The sequence below is a fragment of the Cohnella sp. genome, assembly GCF_041641335.1.
In the GTDB taxonomy this organism is placed as follows: Bacteria; Bacillota; Bacilli; order Paenibacillales; family Paenibacillaceae; genus Cohnella.
The window spans coordinates 1-18,756 of the sequence record NZ_JBEPYQ010000083.1 but is presented as its reverse complement, the minus strand read 5'-3'; the positions used below and the strand labels follow the sequence as shown (position 1 = coordinate 18,756).

Genomic DNA, 18,756 nt, shown 5'->3' with positions numbered 1-18,756 from the left:
AGGGACGGCCCCCGCATGTCTGCTGCAGACAATGCGGCACCGTCCCTCATTTCGTGGTGAAACGCAAATGATACGGGATCTCCATCCTTCTATTGCGAATGTTCGCGATTCTGCCCGTCAGAATGATCTCGATCGTATTGCCCGCCCCCAGCCGTTCCGCCTCGTCCTTCAAGTAAATCAGCAGCGTACGCTTGTCCGGCTCGTACCGATACAGAAATCGGCTCGATATCAACCGGCCTCCGTTATTGCCGTCCAGCACGAGAATATTTCTCGTATTCAGCGTATTGCGGTTGATATCTTGAAGGAAGGAGATCGAGATCAACGTATCCTCCGGTACTCCCTCCGCGTTCGGCTGGGGATGCGTATCCTTGATCCATTCTTCGGCAATGCCCATTATATTCCCAGAATTGAACTGGTAATCACTTCGCCTTCCTCGTATGCGCCGTTATGGATCACCCAATGAACCGTCCGCGCCCGATAATAGTAACCTGCCGTAACCGATTTGCTGAACGTATTATGGTAGACAGAATCGTTGTTCTTGCCTGTCGTGGAGCCGGCGCCCACGTTCTCCCAGGAGCTTCCGTTCCATTTCTGCACGTAGAAAATGACTCCGATCGAGTCAACCGTCTGGCTCGCGACCGTCGTGGCCAATACAGTGACTTTGCCTGAGGTTGCGGTGATCGAGCTGACTCCGTTTTCCAGGTACAGATGATTCGGATTAAATACGCCGAACAACTCGATGGGAGGCGCTGAAGTCAGTGCCATCATGCCTGTCGGTGCGGCCGCGGGTTGAGCCTCGGCGGCCCGGACGGCTTCTCCGGATGATCCGAACGCGATGCTTGCGACGAGAATCGCCGCCAGTAAACCTTGTGCTGCTTTCACAACTTTCCCTTGTCTCATCGTCATCAACCTCTCTGTTCTCAATGGTGTTCACTATATACACAACCGCCGAACGAAAAGGTTGCAACATATTTCGACATTTTTTTGTTTTTTTCTTCGGCGACGATTCGCGCGCTCCGAGAAGAACGCGAAGCAGGGGCCGCCCCGCTCGTTCCGGGACTGCCCCTGCCTCATTTTATTGCCTCTAGCGGGAAGCTTCATCCTTCAAAACTTTCAACCGCTTCATCACGTCGTTAGCGCCGCGCCCGAAATAATCGTGCAGCTCGCTGTACTCCCGGTACAGCTTCTCGTAGACCGCCACGTTCTCAGGAATCGGCTTGAACGACTCCTCGCGCACCCGCGCCATCGCCTTCGCCGCGTCGACGACGCTGTCGTATCCGCCTCTTGCGCTGCCCGCGGCGACCGCGCCGAACATCGCCGCCCCGACCGCAGGAGTCTGCTTGGAGTCGGCGACTTTGATCTCGCGGTTGGTTACGTCCGCGTAGATCTGCATGAGCAGCGCGTTGCGCTGCGGAAGCCCGCCGCACGCGTACACTTCTTCCACCGGCACTCCGTTGCTGTGGAACGCGTCGATGATTTTGCGCGTGCCGTACGCCGTCGCTTCGAGCAGCGTGCGATAGACTTCCTCCGGCTTGGTGAGCAAGCTGTAGCCGACGATGACGCCGGTCAGATTCGTATCCACCAGCACCGAGCGGTTGCCGTTCCACCAATCGAGCGCGAGCAGGCCCGTCTCTCCCGGCTTATACGCGGATGCGCGCTCCGTCAGCCATTGGTGGACGCCGACGCCCTCTTTCTCCGCGGCTTCCTTCACATAAGCAGGAACGGCTTCCTCCACAAACCATTCGAAAATATCGCCCACCGCCGATTGGCCGGCCTCATAACCCATATATCCCGGAATAATGCCGTCCTCGACAACGCCGCACATGCCCTCCACCGCTACTTCTTCCGTGCCGAGCAGCATATGGCAGATCGACGTTCCCATCGCCATGACGAGCTTGCCAGGAGTAACGACGCCGACCGCCGGCACAGCGGCATGCGCGTCGACGTTGCCGACAGCGATCGCCGTGCCCGCATTTAAGCCGATCAGCTTCGCCATCTCCTCCGTCAGCTCGCCCGCCTTCGAGCCCAGCGGCAAAATCTCGCCGCGAAGCTTCGTCTCCGTCAACTTGTCGAGACGAGGATCAAGCGCCTTGAAGAAGTCGTTGCTCGGATAGCCATCCTGCTTGTGCCAGATCGCCTTGTAGCCGGCCGTGCAGCTGTTGCGCGCGAATTGTCCGGTCAACCGGGAGACGACCCAGTCCGTCGCTTCCGTGAACAGGTCCGTCGCTTCGTACACTTCGGGCGCTTCGTTCACGATCTGCCATATTTTCGCGATCATCCATTCGGAGGAGATTTTCCCCCCGTAGCGCGGCAGAAACTTCTCTCCGCGTTCGGCGGCAATCGCGTTCAGACGGTCCGCTTCGTCTTGCGCGGCGTGATGCTTCCACAGCTTCACCCAGCCGTGGGGATTGTCCTTCCACTCCGGCTTGAAGCAGAGCGGCACGCCTTGCGCGTCGACGGGAAGCATCGTGCACGCCGTAAAATCGATGCCAAGCCCGATGATATCGGCCGGTGTAACGCCCGATTGCCGAAGCACCTCGGGAACGGAACGACGCAGTACCTCCAGATAGTCGTCCGGATGCTGCAAGGCCCAGTCGTGCTCAAGCTCGCGGCCGGAAGTCGGCAGCTTCTCGTCGATAACGCCGTGAGGATAAGGAGTAACGTGGTCCGCAATTTCATGGCCGTTGGACAAGTCGACGAGCACCGCCCGGCCGGACTGCGTGCCGTAATCGACGCCGATAGCGAATTTCTGGCTCATGGGTAACCTCCCTGGGATCGATAGAATAATGACTAATTGCGAGAATCGTCGGGTTGACCGTAATACGCATTCGCTCCGTGTTTGCGGAGATAATGCTTGTCGAGCAGCGCCTGGTTCATCGATGCGACTCCCGCATTCAGCTGCCGCGTATGATAAGCCATCTTCGCCACTTCTTCGAGAACGACCGCATTATGCAGAGCATTCATCGCGTCCTTGCCCCAAGCGAACGGCGCGTGGCTGTTCACGAGCACGCCCGGAACCCGGTCGGGATCGATTCCGCGGAACGTTTCGACGATCACATTGCCCGTCTCCGCCTCGTATTCGCCGCGAATTTCCTCGTCCGTCATTTGTCTCGTGCAAGGGATCGTGCCGTAGAAATAGTCCGCCTGCGTCGTTCCCAGCGCCGGAATCCCTTGCCCCGCTTGCGACCAGATCGTCGCCCACGGAGAATGCGTGTGCACGATACCGCCCACGTTGGGGAACGCCCGGTACAGCACCAGATGCGTCGGCGTGTCCGAGGACGGACGCATCTCGCCTTCGACGACTCGGCCGTCCGCATCGACGACGACCATATGCTCCGGCTTCAGCTCTTCGTAAGGAACTCCGCTGGGCTTGATCACCATAAGTCCGGACGCCCGGTCGAAGCCGCTTACATTTCCCCAGGTGAACGTGACGAGCCCGTACTTCGGCAGCTCCGCGTTGGCCTGGCACACCTGCTCCTTAAGTTGGTCTAACAAGTGAAAACACTTCCTTCCCTAGAAAGACAAAGCTTATTTGAATCTTCGCCCTTTGTTGTCTAGGTCGATTATACACTTGTACGTACATGTATGTCGAGATGCTCCGTTAACGTTTTTCCGCGGCGGATTGGCGTACGATCAGCTTGGGCGCGTACAGCACGTCTTTAGCAGGCGGCTGCTCTCCGTTCTCCAGTATGGAGACGAGAAGATTCGCCGCGCGCTCCCCCAGCTCGGACTTCGGATGCTCGATTGTCGTCAGCTTGATTTCCGTCGCCGTCGCCAAGAACGAATCGTCGTAGCCGATCATGGACAGATCCTCGGGTATCCGCAAGCCAAGCTCCCTGATCGTATCGAGCAGAGAGACGGCCAGTTGATCGTTGTAGCAAACGATCGCCGTCGGCCTCTGGTCGGACAGCAGCATCTCCCTGAGCATGCGCTGCGGACGTTCTCCTTTGTCTTCGGTCGAATATCTGACGATCGAGCTCGCGTCCGGAGCGAGATTGCGGTCGCGGCAAGCGCGGATGAACCCTTTCATCCTTCTTACGCCCTGCATGTCGTCCGTCTTGAAAAACCCGGCGATATTCCGGTGTCCCAGTCCGAGCAAATAATCCGCCGCCATGTAGCCTCCCGCGTCGTCGTCCACTCTGACGCCGGGACATTCCAGATCCGGATAGCGTTCGTTGATCATCAGCATCGGAATGCCGTGATCTTCGATCGCCATGTAATTATCGAAATTCGGGTTGCCTTCCGCGCTCTTGGTCGGCTCCACGATCAGAGCGCACACCGAATGGCTCAGCATCATTTCCAGGCATTCGCGTTCCCTGTCCTTGCGATGGTCCGTGCTGGACAGCAGCAGACGGTAGCCTTTATCCTTAAGCGCCGACTCCACTCCCCGAACGATCGACGGGAAAATATAGTCCGAGATCGAAGTCGTGATGATCCCGACCGTACGATTGCCCGACGACGCGCGGCGCTCCGGCGACTGCCTGCCGACGAACGTCCCCTTGCCCTGCTCGCGGGCCAGCCAGCCTTCCTGGACCAGCTCCCCGAGAGACTGCCGCACCGTCTGGCGGCTCAGAGCGAACTGCTCCGCGAGCTCGTTCTCCGACGGCAGCTTGTCCCCCGGACGGTAGCGTCCCGACGCGATCCAGGACAGGATCTCTTCTTTAAGCTGTATGTACTTCGGCGATTGCACGTTCATTCGTCCTCCTCGTTCAGCGCCGCCCGTTAGGCTTACAGCCATTATAGCATACGGACTCACTTGTACGTACCTATTCCCGGCCTGTCCGTTCGGGCAAAATATGATATAGTTGAGTATTATGGGATTCGGAGGTCGTCCCCGCGTGGCAAACCGAATGATCTATTCGACGGAAGAGATCGATATCAGCGCCGACAGCGACAAGCGTCTCGTCCGGATCGAGCTGGCGAGCAGCGGATACCGGCAGCGGTACGTCTCGCTCGTCATCGAAGAACGCGAGGAGCTGGAGCGCATCATCGCCGCCTTGCAGGAAGCGAAAGCTTCTTTGTCCTGAGCCAGGGCGCATCTGCACTTATTTAGGAGGAAAACCGACTTGATCGATATTACGTACAATTACAGCTCGCATATGGCGAAAGCCGTGCGGGACTACCACCATCACTCGCTTAGGTTCTGGCTGTCTAACGGGATAGGACTAGCCATCGTATTGCTGGAGGTCGTTCTCTACTTCACCTCGTCCAACCTGAACATGCTGTGGATCGCCCTGCTCGTGCTCGTCTTGCTCAGCGCGCTCTACATCATCATGTGCTACGTTCAGCCGAACAAGTTCGCCAGCGACGCGCGCTACGCCAAGCCGTTCACCCTGTCCGCGGACGAACGGACGCTTCGCCTGAAATCCGACGATCTCGACAACACCGTCCCTTGGAGCGACATCCGCAAAGTATGCGAGACGAGCCGCTACTATTTCCTCTTTCTGGATCAGACGCAGTTCTGGATCGCGCCGAAGGACGCTTTCTCCGACCGCGAACAGGAAGGCCGATTCAGGGAGTTCGCGGGCCACTATCTGACGATTAACCGCGGTTTGATTCGCTGAAGTGAATAACGGATATACATCCGCCGGGATCGTCGAACCGGAATAACTGGAAATGCAACAGAAAATAGGATATAGTGAGATTAGCGAATTTATAACGGATTCGACGAGTGAAGCACACTCCGATTAGCGCGACAACGCGCTCGGGGTGTGCCTTTTTTGCGTTTGCAAACGATCGCGGATCAGTGGGGATGTGGTGTATAATGAAGACAAAAGATCGACAGGAGAAGGAACGGCTGAAGCTCGATCAAATGATGAGCGTGCTGTTCCGACTCTCCAAGCGGCTGAGGCTGCAACTCATTAACGGATTGTTCGGGGAGAGCTTTACCGGTGCCGAAGTAAAGGCAATTCACTACAGCAACTCCAAGTTCGTCGATTCGGACGAATTCAATCGCATCATCGGCGACCTGTTTATGAAACTGGATACAGTTCGCGGCGCTTTTCACTATCATGTCGAGTTCCAGACCCTGAACGACCGATCAATGGTCATCCGGATGTTCAGATACGGTTTTGAGAAAGCATTGGAGCTGGCTGGAGGGAAAGCGGAGGACGGCGTGCAACTGGTCGCATTTCCGAAGCAGATCGTGATTTTCCTGGAGGAAAACAAGGCGATCGGCGACGAGCTGCGCTTCCGAATGCGACTGCCGGACGGGACGGAGACGATGTACACAGTGCCGGTGCTGAAGATCTGGACGCTGACGCCCCGCGACTTGCAGGAGCGGAAGCTGTTTGCATTGCTTCCGCTGCAGGTGTTTCGCTCGCGTAAGAGGGTGCGTCGCATCGCGGCAAGTCGCCGGACAGACAACGAAAAGAGAACTTTATTTTCGAAGGAGTTTGAGCGGCTTAAAGCGACGATTGAGGAAACGGTGGAAGTGCTTCGGGAGCTGCGCAGAAAGCGGCAGCTCCCGCTTGAAGACTTGGATAAGATTTTGCAGGTGTTGCAGAATATTCTGAACTACTTATACCGTCATTACGGAGAATATAAGCAAACGGAAAGGGAGGTAAGCGAGATGATCAAGACGTTTATTCCCGAGGCGCTAAAGCGCGGAAGAAGGGAAGGAAAAAGAGAAGGAATCAAAGAAGGCATCAAAGAAGGCCTCCAGGAAGGAAAAAAACTCGGAGTCCAGGAAGCCAAATTCGAAGTGGCCGGAAACCTGCTGAAGCTTGGCGTTGACATCGATACGATCGCCGGAGCGACCGGACTATCCCCCGACGAAATAGTCAAAATAAAGACGTAGGCCAGACAACGGCTTACGGCTCCTCCAGCATAGGCACGATCATCCGGCTGCCCAGCTCCCGCCTGTCCAGCAGGGGCTCCATATCCTCGATTGGGCGGCCTACGCCAAGCTTCGGATGCACGGCGGCATCCATCGGAATCATGATCTCCGCAACGACTGGCCCGTCGGCTGCGGATACCGACTCCAGCAGACGTTCAAGCTCGCCCCAGGATGCCGCTCGAAACCCGGAGATGCCGTACGCTTCGGCAACCTTCGCGAAGTCGGGACAACTATACCCGGACACCGTGGAAGCCTGCCGCCCGCCGAAGTACAGATCCTGGAACTGCCGCACCATGCCCAAGGATCGATTGTTCAGCACGAAGGCGGAGACCGGAAGCCGCCAACGAACGATCGTCTGCAGTTCCTGAATGTTCACCTGCATTCCGCCGTCCCCCGCGACGAGTACGATCCGCCTCCCAGGCATGGCGAACGCCGCGCCGATCGCGGCGGGGAGGCCGAAGCCCATCGCCCCCATGCCTCCGGCGTTCAGCAGCCGCGCATCTCCCCGGATCGGCAGCGACTGGCTCGCCCACATCTGATGCTGCCCGACGTCCAGGCAGACGATCGCATCCTCGCCGATCGCTTCTCCCAGCCGCTCCATCAACCGATTCGGTTCGATCTCGCTCTCTTCGTTCCCTCCGGGACCGTCGACAGCGCCCCCTCCCGTCGGATATTTCCGCCGATACAACGCAAGCCTGTCTTTCCAAGCCAGCCAATCGGCGTTCCCCGGCCGTTCCGCCCATACCGCAGCCAACATGCTCAGGAAAGGCTTCAAATGCCCTCTAATCGCCAAATCCGCCTTCACCTTTCTGCCCAGCTCCGCTCCGTCGATATCGACGTGAATGATCTTCGCTCCGCGAGCGAACGTCTCCGGCCTCGTGCCGGTCTGCCGGGTATCCAGCCGGGACCCTAGCACGAGCAGGCAGTCGCAGTTCGCCAGCGCCAGATTGGCGTAACGATGGCCATACGCGCCGATCAGCCCCAAGTTCCATTCGTAGTCCGTCTCCACGGCGTCCAGTCCCATCAGCGAGCAGACCACCGGCACGCCTGCCTGCGCAAGCCACGCGCGCAGCGCTTCCGTCGCCTCCGCCGAACGCACTCCCCCGCCCACAAGCGCCATCGGCTGCGACGCCGCGCGAACCCATTCCGCCGCCCGCCTAACCTCGCCTTCCTCCGGAGCCAACGCAGCAACCGGCTCATCCGCTTCTCCCGAACCCGAATACCCTTCCATCTTCTCCGGATCGACGTCCGCGCGCTGCACGTCCATCGGAATGTCGAGCAGCACCGGCCCGGGCCGGCCCGACCCCGCAATCGCCCACGCCTTCTCCAGCTCGAAGCGAAGCCTGCCGGCGTCCGTGACCATCGCCGCGTATTTCGTCAACGGCCGAACGACACTCACGATGTCCGTCTCCTGAAAACCGTTCTGCCGCACCGGATCGTCGAACTTGAACTCGTAAGTGTTCACCTGGCCGGTCAGAAATACGCAGGGAACCGAATCGAAATAGCAGCTCCCGATGCCCGTCACCAGATTCAGCGCCCCCGGCCCGCTCGTCGCCATCGCCACGCCGACCTTGCCGCTGGCCCGCGCGTAGCCCTCCGCCGCGAAAGCGGCCGCCTGCTCGTGATGCATCGGCACCGCCGCGATGTCGTCGCGCTCGTCCAGCGCGTCGAGCAGATGCGCGATCGCCCCGCCCGCCATCTCGAAGACGTGCGTGACGCCCTGCCGGACCAAATAATCGACCACGTATCTGGCCGCCTTCATGATCGCCATACCCTCCACGGCGCGCCGCCGGACTTCCACAGCGCCTCCAGCGACATTTTATCCCGCAGCGTGTCCATTGGATGCCAGAAGCCTTCATGCCGGTACGCCATCAGTTGGTTCAATCGGGCTAGACTTTCGAGCGGCTCCTTCTCCAGCATCGTATCGTCTCCCCCCATATAAGACAGCGCCTCCGGTTCGAAAACGAAAAATCCCCCGTTCATCCACCCGCCGTCCCCTCTAGGCTTCTCCCGGAAACCGCGCACGCCTCCCCCCTCGCCAAGCTCAAGCGCTCCGAATCTCCCTCCCGGCTGCACGGCGGTTACGGTCGCCCACTTCCCGTGAGAGCGGTGGAACTTGACCAGCTCGGATAGATCGATATCGCTTACCCCGTCGCCGTAAGTGAGCATGAACGGGCCGTCCGCCAAGTAGGAACCGATCCTCGCGATCCGCCCTCCCGTCGACGTGTCTTTGCCGGTATCGACCAACGTCACCTTCCAAGGATCGGTCAGCCGCTGATGAATTCGCCTTTTTCCCCCGTCCGAGAAGTCGAACGTCACATCCGATTCGTGCAGATCGTAATGGGCGAAGTACTCCTTGATCAGAACGCCCTTGTAGCCAAGCGGAATGACGAACTCGTGGAATCCGTAATGAGAATAAATCTTCATTATATGCCACAGAATCGGTTTATCCCCGATCTCGATCAGCGGCTTGGGCCGCACCGCCGTTTCTTCGCTGATTCTCGTGCCGTAGCCCCCGGCTAGAATGACGACCTTCAAGGGAACGACTCCCCCTCTCCCGTCCTTGCGGACGACGCTCGGACAGCAACCTCCTACTACTTATGCCGAAGCGGATGCCGGGGTGTGGACAAGAGGGCGCTCGACCCGTAAATTCCGCAGACTTTCATCCCGAAAAAAGATTGCGAATGATGGCGAAAAAAAGTACGATGGAAGCAACTTTGAATATGGAGACGATTTCCATGACGCGTAATCGAAGCAACGCGGTATCGGGCAAGCCGCCCGTGATCGGCAGCCGCGGAACGCCCGGCATTTCGCCGGTGATCGGGTCCCATAGACAGCAGAGAAACGCGCCGCCGGCGATCGGCTCGCACAGGCAGCGGCAGGAGCAGCCGGAACAGCCGTCCCTCGGCAACCAGGACACGCTTCAAGGGATGCAGCGCGAGCCGTTCGAGATGAAACCGATGGTGAACGGGATGCAAGAGCTGGACAAGTGGCTGCCCGCGCCTCATCGAGGGATGCGCACGATCATGCCCTCCAAGACATTCTACGCGGATACGGAGGAGAAGAGGGCCCCTTACGCCCGCAAGTTCAACGAGGATGGAACGATCTCCAATCAATCGGACGGCGAGCATCTGAGCACGATAGGCGCATTGAGGGCACCGGCGGAAGGCTCCAAAGCGGATCGTCACATCTTCACGATGGACGGAGGCGGCAACTTCTACACGGCCGATGCCATCCAGGAGACGACGAAGCGCGGCAAGGAAGCTTTGGAGAAATTCAACTTGCCCGATCCGAGCCGGCAGGAGGTTCCCTCACAACAAGCTCCCGGACAAGCCCCCACTTCCTACTACTACGAGGGCGCGAACGGAAAGGCGGACAACAACTACATCGAGATCGAGGACGAGTCGGAGGAAAGCGGAGGCAGCTACGGCTACTCGCAGTCTTCGACGTCCAGCCCGGAAGACAACTACATCGAGATCGAAGACGAGTCGGAGGAAAGCGTGGGCGGCTATACGCAGATCGTGCAGTCAAGTCCGGAAAGCAACTATATCCAGATCGAAGACGAGTCTTCCGAAAGCCAGTCCGACGGCTACCTTCCCCAATACATAGGCGCTCAGGAGCCGCGCGATTCAAACGGACAGTACATCGACTCCGTCCCCGAGAGCCCGGATCACTATGATGGAGCGCAAACGCACGATAGCGAAGATTCCTATTACGGGTCGGAATCCGAGCAAGAAGAGGATGAAGGCCCGCAGGTTCCTTACCAGGAGAGATTCCATCATTCCAGCTTTCTCGCGGGACAAGCCGTGGCCGGAGCCGGGGAAATGCAAGTGCGCGACGGGCAAATCGAGCTCATCTCCGACGCGAGCGGCCACTATCGTCCGGGCTCCAAGCAAATACTGCAAACCGTGCAGGAGCTTGAGCGGAAAAAGGTGCCCGTCGAGAGAATGGGCGTCGAGTTTATCGGCAAAGGCAACGAGGCCTTGGACGCGGACGGCTACGCCGAATTCGACGAGAATGGCGAGATCGCCAAGGAAACCAACATGCAAGCGTCGGCTCTGGAGCTTCTGGGCTACGCCAACCACCGCAATCCCGAGAACGCCGAGACGGAGATGCGCGCGAATCACGCCAAGAAAAACCGCTATTTGACCGAGCTGCTCGGGGTATCGGGCAAATCGAAAAAGAAGGACGAAGTCGTGCCTTCCGACAACTCCAACGCTTCCAGATGGAGAAGAAGATAGCGAGTTAGGACTTCGTCGTCTCTCCGGCCACGTCGATCAAGCTTCTGCAGCTTCAAACAAAGGGTCGCTCGATCGAGCGACCCTTTGCGCGTTATATGAGCTTCCTCCTTCGCTTCTGCTCGGCTGCGGTTCGCTGCCACTCCCCCTCCCTCGCCGTTCCGATTCCCGTATCGGCGGTGTACACCGCCTTGCCCCGATTCATCGTCAGGACGACTCTGCTGCGGAAGCGGCGCCCAGCATAAGCGCTGTGCCGGTGCCGGTACAGAAGCTGTTCCGCACGCAGCTCATACGGCGCGTCGAGATTAACGAGCACGATGTCCGCGTCGCACCCGACGGCCAGCCTGCCTTTGCGCGGCAGCAGCCCGAACCGTTTGGCCGGAGCCTCCGACAGCACTTTGGACAGAAGAGGCAGCGGAAGCCCCCTTTTCCAATACCCTTCGTCAATAATCAGCTCCAGCATGCTCTGCCCGCCGGATATGCCCGCCCTTGCGGCAAAATACTCGTCTCCCGCCTCCGGCTTCATCCACGGTGGACAGGGAGAGTGATCCGAGGCGACGAGATCGACTTTGCCCTCGGCCAGCCTCGCCCATAGCCCTTCCCTTTCGCGGGCTCCGCGGATCGGAGGAGCGCATTTGGCCAGCGTTCCCAGTCTCTCCGCCTCCTCGTCGGTAAACACGAGATAGTGCGGACACGTCTCCACCGTGACGTTCAGTCCGTTCATCTTCGCTTCCCATGCCGCGTCGATCGCTTGCGGACTGCTTAGGTGAACGAGATGAAGCGGACATTCCGTCCGTTCCGCGAACAGCAGCGCCCTGCGCACCGCATCCAGCTCGGCCGCGATCGGTCTTGCCGCCGCGTAATCCCGCGGCATGCGCGGCTTCCGCCGGGCCAGCTTCCCGGTCAGCGCCGAGACGACTTCCTCGCTCTCCGCGTGCACGGCCAGCACTCTGTTCATGCCCGCGATCGCCTTCATCCCTTCGAACAAGGCGACGTCGTCAACCGATCGAAAGCCGCCTTCTTCATGCCCCGTAGACGACATGACCGCTTTGAATCCGATAACGCCCGCTTCCGCGAGCGGTTCCAGCTCTTCCAAGTTGTCAGCGGACAGCCCGCCCCACAATCCGTAATCGATATGCGATCCGATCGTCCGCGCGGCCGCCAGCTTGATTCGCAGCGCTTCCGCGCTCACCGTCGGCGGCTGCCCGTACAACGGCATATCGAGGAACGTCGTCGCTCCCCCCGCGGCCAGCGCCGCCGAACCGCAATCAAACCCTTCCCATTCGCCAAGCCCCGGTTCGTACAGATGCACGTGCGCGTCCACGACTCCCGCCATCGCATACAGTCCGCTTGCGTCGACGGTCGTCTTCGAAGGTACCGGGAGCTCGGAGGCGATCTGGACGATCACGCCGTCTTTTATTCCTATATCCGCAATCTGAACGCGGTCGCGAAGCACGACGTTCGCTCCCTTGACGATACAATCGAGCCTGCCTTCGTCCTGCATTCTCTCCCCTCCCTGCACGCATTTATATATGTTATATAATATAACACAAATAAACACCTCAGTAGAAACGGAGAGTTTATCCTATTTTTACGTCAATAAATATTACATCACACAAAAGTTGCCGTACTCGGATGCCCGACCGTTCCTGCCGCGCACGCCGTCCGTTCCTCCGATAGCTCGGCGCATTCGCGGAAAGCATACTGCCGGCAGCCGGCGCACCGAGTCTTGTCCAGACAGCCCAGCGCATAGCCGATCGCTTCTCCCGTATGCGCGAAAAACCGGTCCCTCCCGATCTCCTCCGCCAAACCCGTCCGCTCCAGCACCTCGCGCGGCTGCTCCTGAATTCCGGATACGAGCACGACGCCGCCGACGCCGCGGAATTCGCGGACCAGCGCGGCCAGATTCGCTTCCCCCGTCATATCGATCATCGGGACTTTCCCCATGCGGATAAGCAGCACGCGGTGGGACTGCCCGACTACGTCGTGCAGCGCCCGTCCGAACGACTCCGCCGCCCCGAAGAACAGCGCTCCCTCCACCGTCGCAATGCGGATTTGCGGACAATCCCGCTTCTCTGTCACTCCTTCCGGCGCTACCTTGCCATGGCGGGCCAACGGATCGGGCAGCACCTTGTCGACCTTGATCATGCCGCCCATCCGCTTGACGAACAGCACGACCGCCAGCACGAGTCCGGCCGTAACGGCAACCGTCAAATCCATGAACACGGTCAGCAGGAACGTCGCGACCAGCACGAGTGAATCGCCCGTCTTCGTTCGCAGCAGCTTGGCGAAATTGCGATACTCGCTCATCTTCCATGCGACGACCATCAGCACCGGGGCCATACCGGCCAGCGGAATGCGGGAAGCCAGCGGCGCGAACAGCAGCAGCACGGCGAGCACGACCGCGCCGTGCACGATGCCCGATACCGGACTGACCGCTCCCGACTTGATGTTCGTCGCTGTTCTCGCGATCGCTCCCGTCGCCGGAATGCCGCCGATCAGCGGGGCGGCCATATTGGCGATGCCCTGGCCGATCAGCTCGCGGTTGCTGTCATGACGCGTTCCCGTCATCTCGTCCGCCACGACGGCGGACAGAAGCGACTCGATGCTGCCGAGCATCGCGATGACGAACGCCGGATACAGCAACTGCTCGATGCGTTCCAGCGTTATTTCCGGCAGGCGGAACGCCGGCAGCTCGCTCGGAATCGCGCCGTAAGCGGACCCGATCGTCGCCACGTTCCCGTCGAACAGCAGGCTTGCGACCAGCGTCGCTGCCAGCAGCCCCGCAAGCAGCGCGGGCAGCTTCGGCGCGTATCGCGTCGCGAGCAGGATAACCGTCAGGCTGACGAGCGCGGTCGCGATGCTGTAGCCGTCGATGAGCGGCCCATTCGCTGCGATCTCCTTCATATTCGGCAGAAACCGCTCGTGTTTCTCCAACCCTTCCATCCCGAGAAATCCGGGAATTTGACCTGTGAAAATGATGACCGCGATGCCCGCCGTAAACCCGAGCGTCACCGGCCGGGGAATGTAGCGGATGAGCGTGCCCAGCTTGAACAAGCCCATCATCAACAGCATGACGCCCGCCATCATGCCGGCCAGCAGCAAATTTTCGTACCCGTAATGCAGCACGATCATCAGCAGCACCGGCACGAACGCTCCCGTCGGGCCTCCGATCTGAAATCTCGAGCCTCCCAGCAGAGAAATCAATACGCCTGCGATAATCGTCGTATACAATCCGTATTGGGGACTTACGCCCGACGCGATCGCGAAGGCCATCCCGAGCGGAATGGCGACGATGCCCACGATCAATCCCGACAGCAAGTCGCGGCGCAAGGAACCGACGTTGTAATCCGCAAATCTCCCCAACCTGTGCAGCTTCATTTTACCCCTTCTTATATTTAAATATTTGATTATTTGAATATATAGAATATAAAAGTCCAGGGAAGGAAAGTCAAAAAGGATTTACCCCCTTTTAAGCGGGTTTAACCCGATGCGGCAAGCAAAACCGCCTTCGACGTCCTCTGCACGCAGAATCGCGTACTAAAAACGAGGCCGCGCTCGCCCTTCGGCGATCGACCTCGTTCTGCACCCGTTTACTCGCTTCGGATCGTCTCCAGCAGCGAGATCGCATCGACGAGATGGTTGTCGAAGATGCGTTTGGCGACTTCCAGCAGCTCGCGGATGAGCGGGTCCCGGAGAGAGTAGATGACGTTCGTTCCGTCCTTCACGCCGCTGACGACGTTCTTCGCCCGAAGCACCGCCAGCTGCTGCGACACGGCCGAGCCTTCCAGGCCAAGCACCGCCTGGATCTCGTTGACGTTTTTCTCCCCTTCGCTCAGCACTTCCAGAATCCGAATGCGCAGCGGATGCGCGAGCGCCTTGAAGAACTCGGCTTTGAATTGCTGCAATTCACGGCTCACGGCCTTTCCCCCTTTCAATCGAACCAGCCCTTGCGCTTGAACCAGGCATACATGCCGAGACCGAGCGCCAGCATGAGCCCGAGCACGACGAAGTAGCCCGCCCGCCATTCGAGCTCGGGCATGTTCACAAAGTTCATCCCGTACACTCCGGCGATAAAAGTAAGCGGCATGAAGATCGTCGTCATGACCGTGAGCGTCTTCATGATCGAGTTCATCCGATTCGAGCGCAGCGAGTCGTAGCTGTCCCGGAGATCGGCCGTCATCTCGCGATTGGATTCGATCATCTCCGTCAGCTTCAGCAGATGATCGTAAATATCGGTAAAATAAGCGTGCTGCTCCTTGACTGCCGGAATTTTATCCGAATTGAGCAATCGATACAGCAGATCGCGCATCGGCAGCACCGTCCGGCGAATGCGCAGCAGGTCCGCCCGGATATCGTAGATCTGCTCCGTCATCTCCTGCAGGTCGACCTTGTTCTCGCCCTGGTCCTCGATGTCGTTCAATTGATCCTCGATTCGATACAGCGTCGGGAAATAGTTGTCGACAAGCTTGTCCATCAACAGATAGGCGACGTAGTTGTGGTCCTTCCCGTGGCGAATGACCGGATCGGCCATCCACCTCCATGCCTCCTCGACTTCCTGCGAAGGCGCCAAATGTAACGTGACGATTCCCCGGGGTCCGAGAAAAACGTCAATTTCCTCCGCCTTCAAAGTTTCCGGATGCAGCGCATGCAGAACGAGGAAGTGCGTTTCCTCGTAATGGTCCACCTTCGGCCGTTGAAGCAGATGGAGGCAATCCTCGATCGCAAGAGGATGAAAATTAAAATAATGGTCCAGCAGCCCGGTCTCCTCCGGCTTTGGACAATCGAAGTCGACCCAGAACCAGGCGACGTCCTGGCCCGTCAGCTCCTCCAGAGGAACATCCTCCCGCCATCGCCCGTCGTCCGTGACGGCCATAATCCGCAGCACTCGCCTCACCTCTTAACGTCCATTATGCCTTGAGGAGGCCGCGGTTGGCAACTTGCCCCTGTCCGATTTCTATCCGACTCGGCCGCAATCCAACCTTCCCCCGACCTCGCCCCCGGACTCAGGCATCTTGCCCGCTTCGACCGCGGATCGCGCTGCGATAGTCCTTGGGCGTCAGCCCCGTCTCGCTCCGGAAGACGCGGTTGAAGTGCCGGATGTTGGCGAATCCGGTCATTTCGGCGACGATCGTGATTTTATCGTCCGTAAGCGCCAATCTCTTCTTGGCCTCCTCCACCCTCAGGGCGGACAGATGCTCGACGAAAGATTTGCCCGTTCTGTTTTTCAACATCGCGCTGAAATACGCCGGATGCAAGTGCGCTTGCTCAGCAACATCCTTGAGCGTAATCGGTTCGCGGTAATGATGCTCCAGATAGCGGAGCGCCTGATGGACCGGATCGCGTTCCGAGGAGCGGCTGCCCGATGCGATGGCGGCGGCGAGCCGGCCGAACAGCCTTCGGCAGACCTCGATCAACTCGTCGCTGGACGAGATCGAGCAGATCTCGACCAACTGGGCGCGAATGTCCTTGTCCCCCATCCATCCCATCGTCGCGCCGGATTCCTCGGTCATTTCGTAGTAGTGGAGCACAAGCTTGCAGATTTGCTGATGCACGGTTTCCGGCGCCTGCGCCCAGCGGCACAGGCCCTCGATCGCCTCTTCCACCTTGCCGTCGATTTCGGAAACTCTCCCCTCGTTGACGGCTTCCTCCACCGCTTCCCAGGACCATTTTCCCGCCCCTGCCTTCGGCCGGGAATCCGCAGCCGCATCTTCGTAATCGATCACCTTGTCGCCTCCGACGACAAGCCGGTACAGCAAGGCGATCTCCGCTTCCCTGTACGATCGCGGAATCGACTCCGCGCCTTCCATCGTGCTGCCGAGCCCGATCGTAACCGTCAGGTTGGACAGCGACCGGATCTGCCGGCAGATCGAGTGCGCCGTATCGATCAGCTGTTCCCGGGAGGCGACCCGGTCCGGCACGTTGGCCAGGGCGACGACCTCCGAATCGGAGAAGACGAAGGAGAAGCCGCCCAGCCGACTGCCGACGATCTCCTGCACGAACTGCCGGATATAGAGCTGGAAGAGCGAAGGATCCGTGCGCCCGTAGCGCTCCGGGCCGACCGACTCCTTGTCCATCTTGACGACCATGCAGGCGAAACACGGCTCGCTCAGCCCGATGCCCAGCCGTCTTACTCCGTCCAGATCCGCGTCGTTCATACTTCCCCTTAGCAGTCCGGCGGCAAGGTGATCGCTCGCTTGTCGGCGCAGCACGTCTTCTCCTCCCCCGGCTTCTGACCGGTTCGCCTTGCTTGTCGCTTCGCGGATCTCGTCCTTCACCTTGTCCAGCACCCTGGACAGCTCCTCCCTCTCGACCGGCTTCATCAAATAGTCCTTAGCTCCATGGCGAAGCGACTGCCGTACGTACGAGAAGTCCTCGTAACCGCTAATGACGATGCAGCGCAGATCGGGGAACCGCTCGCGCGCGAACTTCTGAAGCTGAATGCCGTCCATGCGGGGCATACGAATATCCGTCAGCACGACGTCCGGCTTCAGCTCGCCGATCATCTCCATCGCCTCGTAGCCGTCCTTGGCGTCGCCGACGATTTCCCAGTTCGAATCCTCGGAAGAAATCATCGCGCGCAAGCCTTTGCGGTAGATGGCTTCGTCGTCCACGATTAATATTTTGGGCATGGGCCGTTCCTCCTCGGAATTTCTGCGAAATAAGAACCGTTCATGAGCCCGCTCAACGAACCGCCGGCAGCGTCATCGTCACCTTCAGTCCCTGATAGGGCATGCTCTCGAACGTCAAGCCGTACGGCTCCCCGTAATGAAGCAGAATGCGGCGATGCACGTTCAGCAACCCGTTCCCGGATTTGCCGCCGAGATCCTTGGACTGCCGAAGCCGGCTCCTGATCCGCTCCAGTTCGTCGTTCGTCATGCCGATTCCGTCGTCCTCGATCGCCAGCGTCAGCACGCCCGCTTTTTCCGAACCGGTCAGCCGGATCAGTCCCGAACCTACGCCCCGATCCAAGCCGTGATTGATCGCATTCTCCACGATCGGCTGGACGATCAGCGGGATGACGACGCAGTCCAGCGCCCGCTCTTCGATCTCCTCGAGGAATCGAATGCGCTCGCCGTAGCGGATCATCTGAATCGCCATATAGCCTTTGACATGCTTCAACTCGTCCTTCAGCGTCACGATGTCCTGCCGGCTGCTTAGGCTGTAGCGAAGCATGCGGCTTAAATTGTTGGCCATCGTCACGATATCCCGATTCCCTTCCAATTCGGCGTTCATGCTGATCGTACCCAGCGTATTGTATAGAAAATGGGGGTTGATCTTGCTCTGCAGCGCGGCGATCTGCGCGTCCTTCTCGCGGATCTCCGTCTCGTACAGCAAATATCCGAGCTCGCTGAGCTTCGACACCATCGTGTTGAACGAGCCGCCGAGCCGCCCCACTTCGTCCTGTCCGGTGACCGGAAAAGCCACCTGCAGTTCGCCCTGCTCGACCTTCCTCATCAGACGGCTCAGCTTCCGCAGCGGGTGGGTCACCCGGAAAGCCGTAAATACGTTCAGGAGCATCGCCAGGCCGACAAAACCGACGATGACGAGCGTCATGGAGCTCCTGACTTTGTGGCTGTCGCGCATCAGCTCCTTGACCGGCACGACGCTGACCGTCGTCCAGCCCGTTACGGGAGAAGTCACGTAAGCGACCAGGGATTCCGGCATGCCTCCGGAGGC

The 18,756-nt window shown here is 59.2% G+C and carries 17 protein-coding genes; 4 read left to right on the top strand and 13 right to left on the bottom strand.

The window, feature by feature from the left end; all coding sequences use genetic code 11:
• Positions 1-46 precede the first annotated feature (46 nt).
• The 5 genes from ACESLM_RS23195 to ACESLM_RS23175 form a co-directional block, all read right to left on the bottom strand.
• The gene (locus ACESLM_RS23195; RefSeq protein WP_372634903.1) at positions 47-394 is read right to left on the bottom strand and encodes an Ig-like domain-containing domain; all 348 of its coding nucleotides are present in this window, start codon (positions 392-394) and stop codon (positions 47-49) included.
• A complete protein-coding gene (locus ACESLM_RS23190; protein WP_372634900.1) occupies positions 394-900 on the bottom strand; it encodes a hypothetical protein in 507 nt (168 codons plus the stop codon). Before ACESLM_RS23190 ends, ACESLM_RS23195 begins: the two co-directional genes overlap by 1 nt.
• Before the next feature lie 184 nt (positions 901-1,084).
• The gene (locus ACESLM_RS23185; protein WP_372634897.1) at positions 1,085-2,758 is read right to left on the bottom strand and encodes a ribulokinase; all 1,674 of its coding nucleotides are present in this window, start codon (positions 2,756-2,758) and stop codon (positions 1,085-1,087) included.
• Positions 2,759-2,790: 32 nt separating this feature from the next.
• Positions 2,791-3,495, bottom strand: coding sequence for an L-ribulose-5-phosphate 4-epimerase (gene araD, locus ACESLM_RS23180; RefSeq protein WP_372634895.1), 705 nt, complete (start codon positions 3,493-3,495; stop codon positions 2,791-2,793).
• A 106-nt stretch (positions 3,496-3,601) separates the two neighbouring features.
• Positions 3,602-4,696, bottom strand: a complete 1,095-nt coding sequence (locus ACESLM_RS23175; RefSeq protein ID WP_372634893.1) for a GntR family transcriptional regulator — start codon at positions 4,694-4,696, stop codon at positions 3,602-3,604.
• A 142-nt stretch (positions 4,697-4,838) separates the two neighbouring features.
• Here ACESLM_RS23175 and ACESLM_RS23170 point away from each other — a divergent pair, with 142 nt between their 5' ends.
• The 3 genes from ACESLM_RS23170 (at position 4,839) to ACESLM_RS23160 (ending at position 6,799) form a co-directional block, all read left to right on the top strand.
• On the top strand, positions 4,839-5,027 hold the full coding sequence (locus tag ACESLM_RS23170; protein ID WP_372634890.1) for a hypothetical protein: 189 nt from the start codon (positions 4,839-4,841) through the stop codon (positions 5,025-5,027).
• A 39-nt stretch (positions 5,028-5,066) separates the two neighbouring features.
• Positions 5,067-5,564 (top strand): YcxB family protein, encoded by a 498-nt coding sequence (locus tag ACESLM_RS23165; RefSeq protein ID WP_372634888.1) that lies wholly within the window; start codon positions 5,067-5,069, stop codon positions 5,562-5,564.
• A gap of 200 nt (positions 5,565-5,764) precedes the next feature.
• Positions 5,765-6,799: an RpnC/YadD family protein gene (locus ACESLM_RS23160; protein WP_372634885.1), complete on the top strand. Its 1,035-nt coding sequence runs from the start codon at positions 5,765-5,767 to the stop codon at positions 6,797-6,799.
• Between the two features lie 13 nt (positions 6,800-6,812).
• Here the strand turns inward: ACESLM_RS23160 and ACESLM_RS23155 are convergent, their stop codons facing one another.
• Positions 6,813-8,600, bottom strand: a complete 1,788-nt coding sequence (locus ACESLM_RS23155; protein WP_372634883.1) for a thiamine pyrophosphate-binding protein — start codon at positions 8,598-8,600, stop codon at positions 6,813-6,815.
• Positions 8,597-9,376 (bottom strand): glucose-1-phosphate cytidylyltransferase, encoded by a 780-nt coding sequence (gene rfbF, locus ACESLM_RS23150; protein WP_372634881.1) that lies wholly within the window; start codon positions 9,374-9,376, stop codon positions 8,597-8,599. Before rfbF ends, ACESLM_RS23155 begins: the two co-directional genes overlap by 4 nt.
• Before the next feature lie 200 nt (positions 9,377-9,576).
• Between rfbF and ACESLM_RS23145 the strand changes: the two genes are divergently transcribed.
• Entirely contained in the window at positions 9,577-11,079 is a 1,503-nt protein-coding gene (locus tag ACESLM_RS23145; RefSeq protein WP_372634878.1) for a hypothetical protein, read from the top strand.
• A gap of 91 nt (positions 11,080-11,170) precedes the next feature.
• On the opposite strand, the gene allB is transcribed toward ACESLM_RS23145, so the two are convergent.
• From allB to ACESLM_RS23115, 6 genes are all read right to left on the bottom strand, one after another.
• Positions 11,171-12,580, bottom strand: a complete 1,410-nt coding sequence (gene allB / locus ACESLM_RS23140) for an allantoinase AllB (RefSeq protein WP_372634875.1) — start codon at positions 12,578-12,580, stop codon at positions 11,171-11,173.
• A 107-nt stretch (positions 12,581-12,687) separates the two neighbouring features.
• Positions 12,688-14,457, bottom strand: coding sequence for a SulP family inorganic anion transporter (locus tag ACESLM_RS23135; RefSeq protein ID WP_372634873.1), 1,770 nt, complete (start codon positions 14,455-14,457; stop codon positions 12,688-12,690).
• Between the two features lie 212 nt (positions 14,458-14,669).
• On the bottom strand, positions 14,670-14,996 hold the full coding sequence (locus ACESLM_RS23130) for an ArsR/SmtB family transcription factor (RefSeq protein ID WP_094042162.1): 327 nt from the start codon (positions 14,994-14,996) through the stop codon (positions 14,670-14,672).
• Positions 14,997-15,010: 14 nt separating this feature from the next.
• Positions 15,011-15,964, bottom strand: coding sequence for a magnesium/cobalt transporter CorA (gene corA / locus ACESLM_RS23125; protein WP_372634871.1), 954 nt, complete (start codon positions 15,962-15,964; stop codon positions 15,011-15,013).
• A 118-nt stretch (positions 15,965-16,082) separates the two neighbouring features.
• Positions 16,083-17,708 carry a response regulator gene (locus ACESLM_RS23120; protein WP_372634868.1) on the bottom strand — a complete coding sequence of 542 codons (1,626 nt, stop codon included), beginning with the start codon at positions 17,706-17,708 and terminating at the stop codon, positions 16,083-16,085.
• 52 nt (positions 17,709-17,760) lie between these two features.
• On the bottom strand, positions 17,761-18,756 hold a 996-nt coding region (locus ACESLM_RS23115; protein WP_372634865.1), incomplete at its 5' end, for a sensor histidine kinase.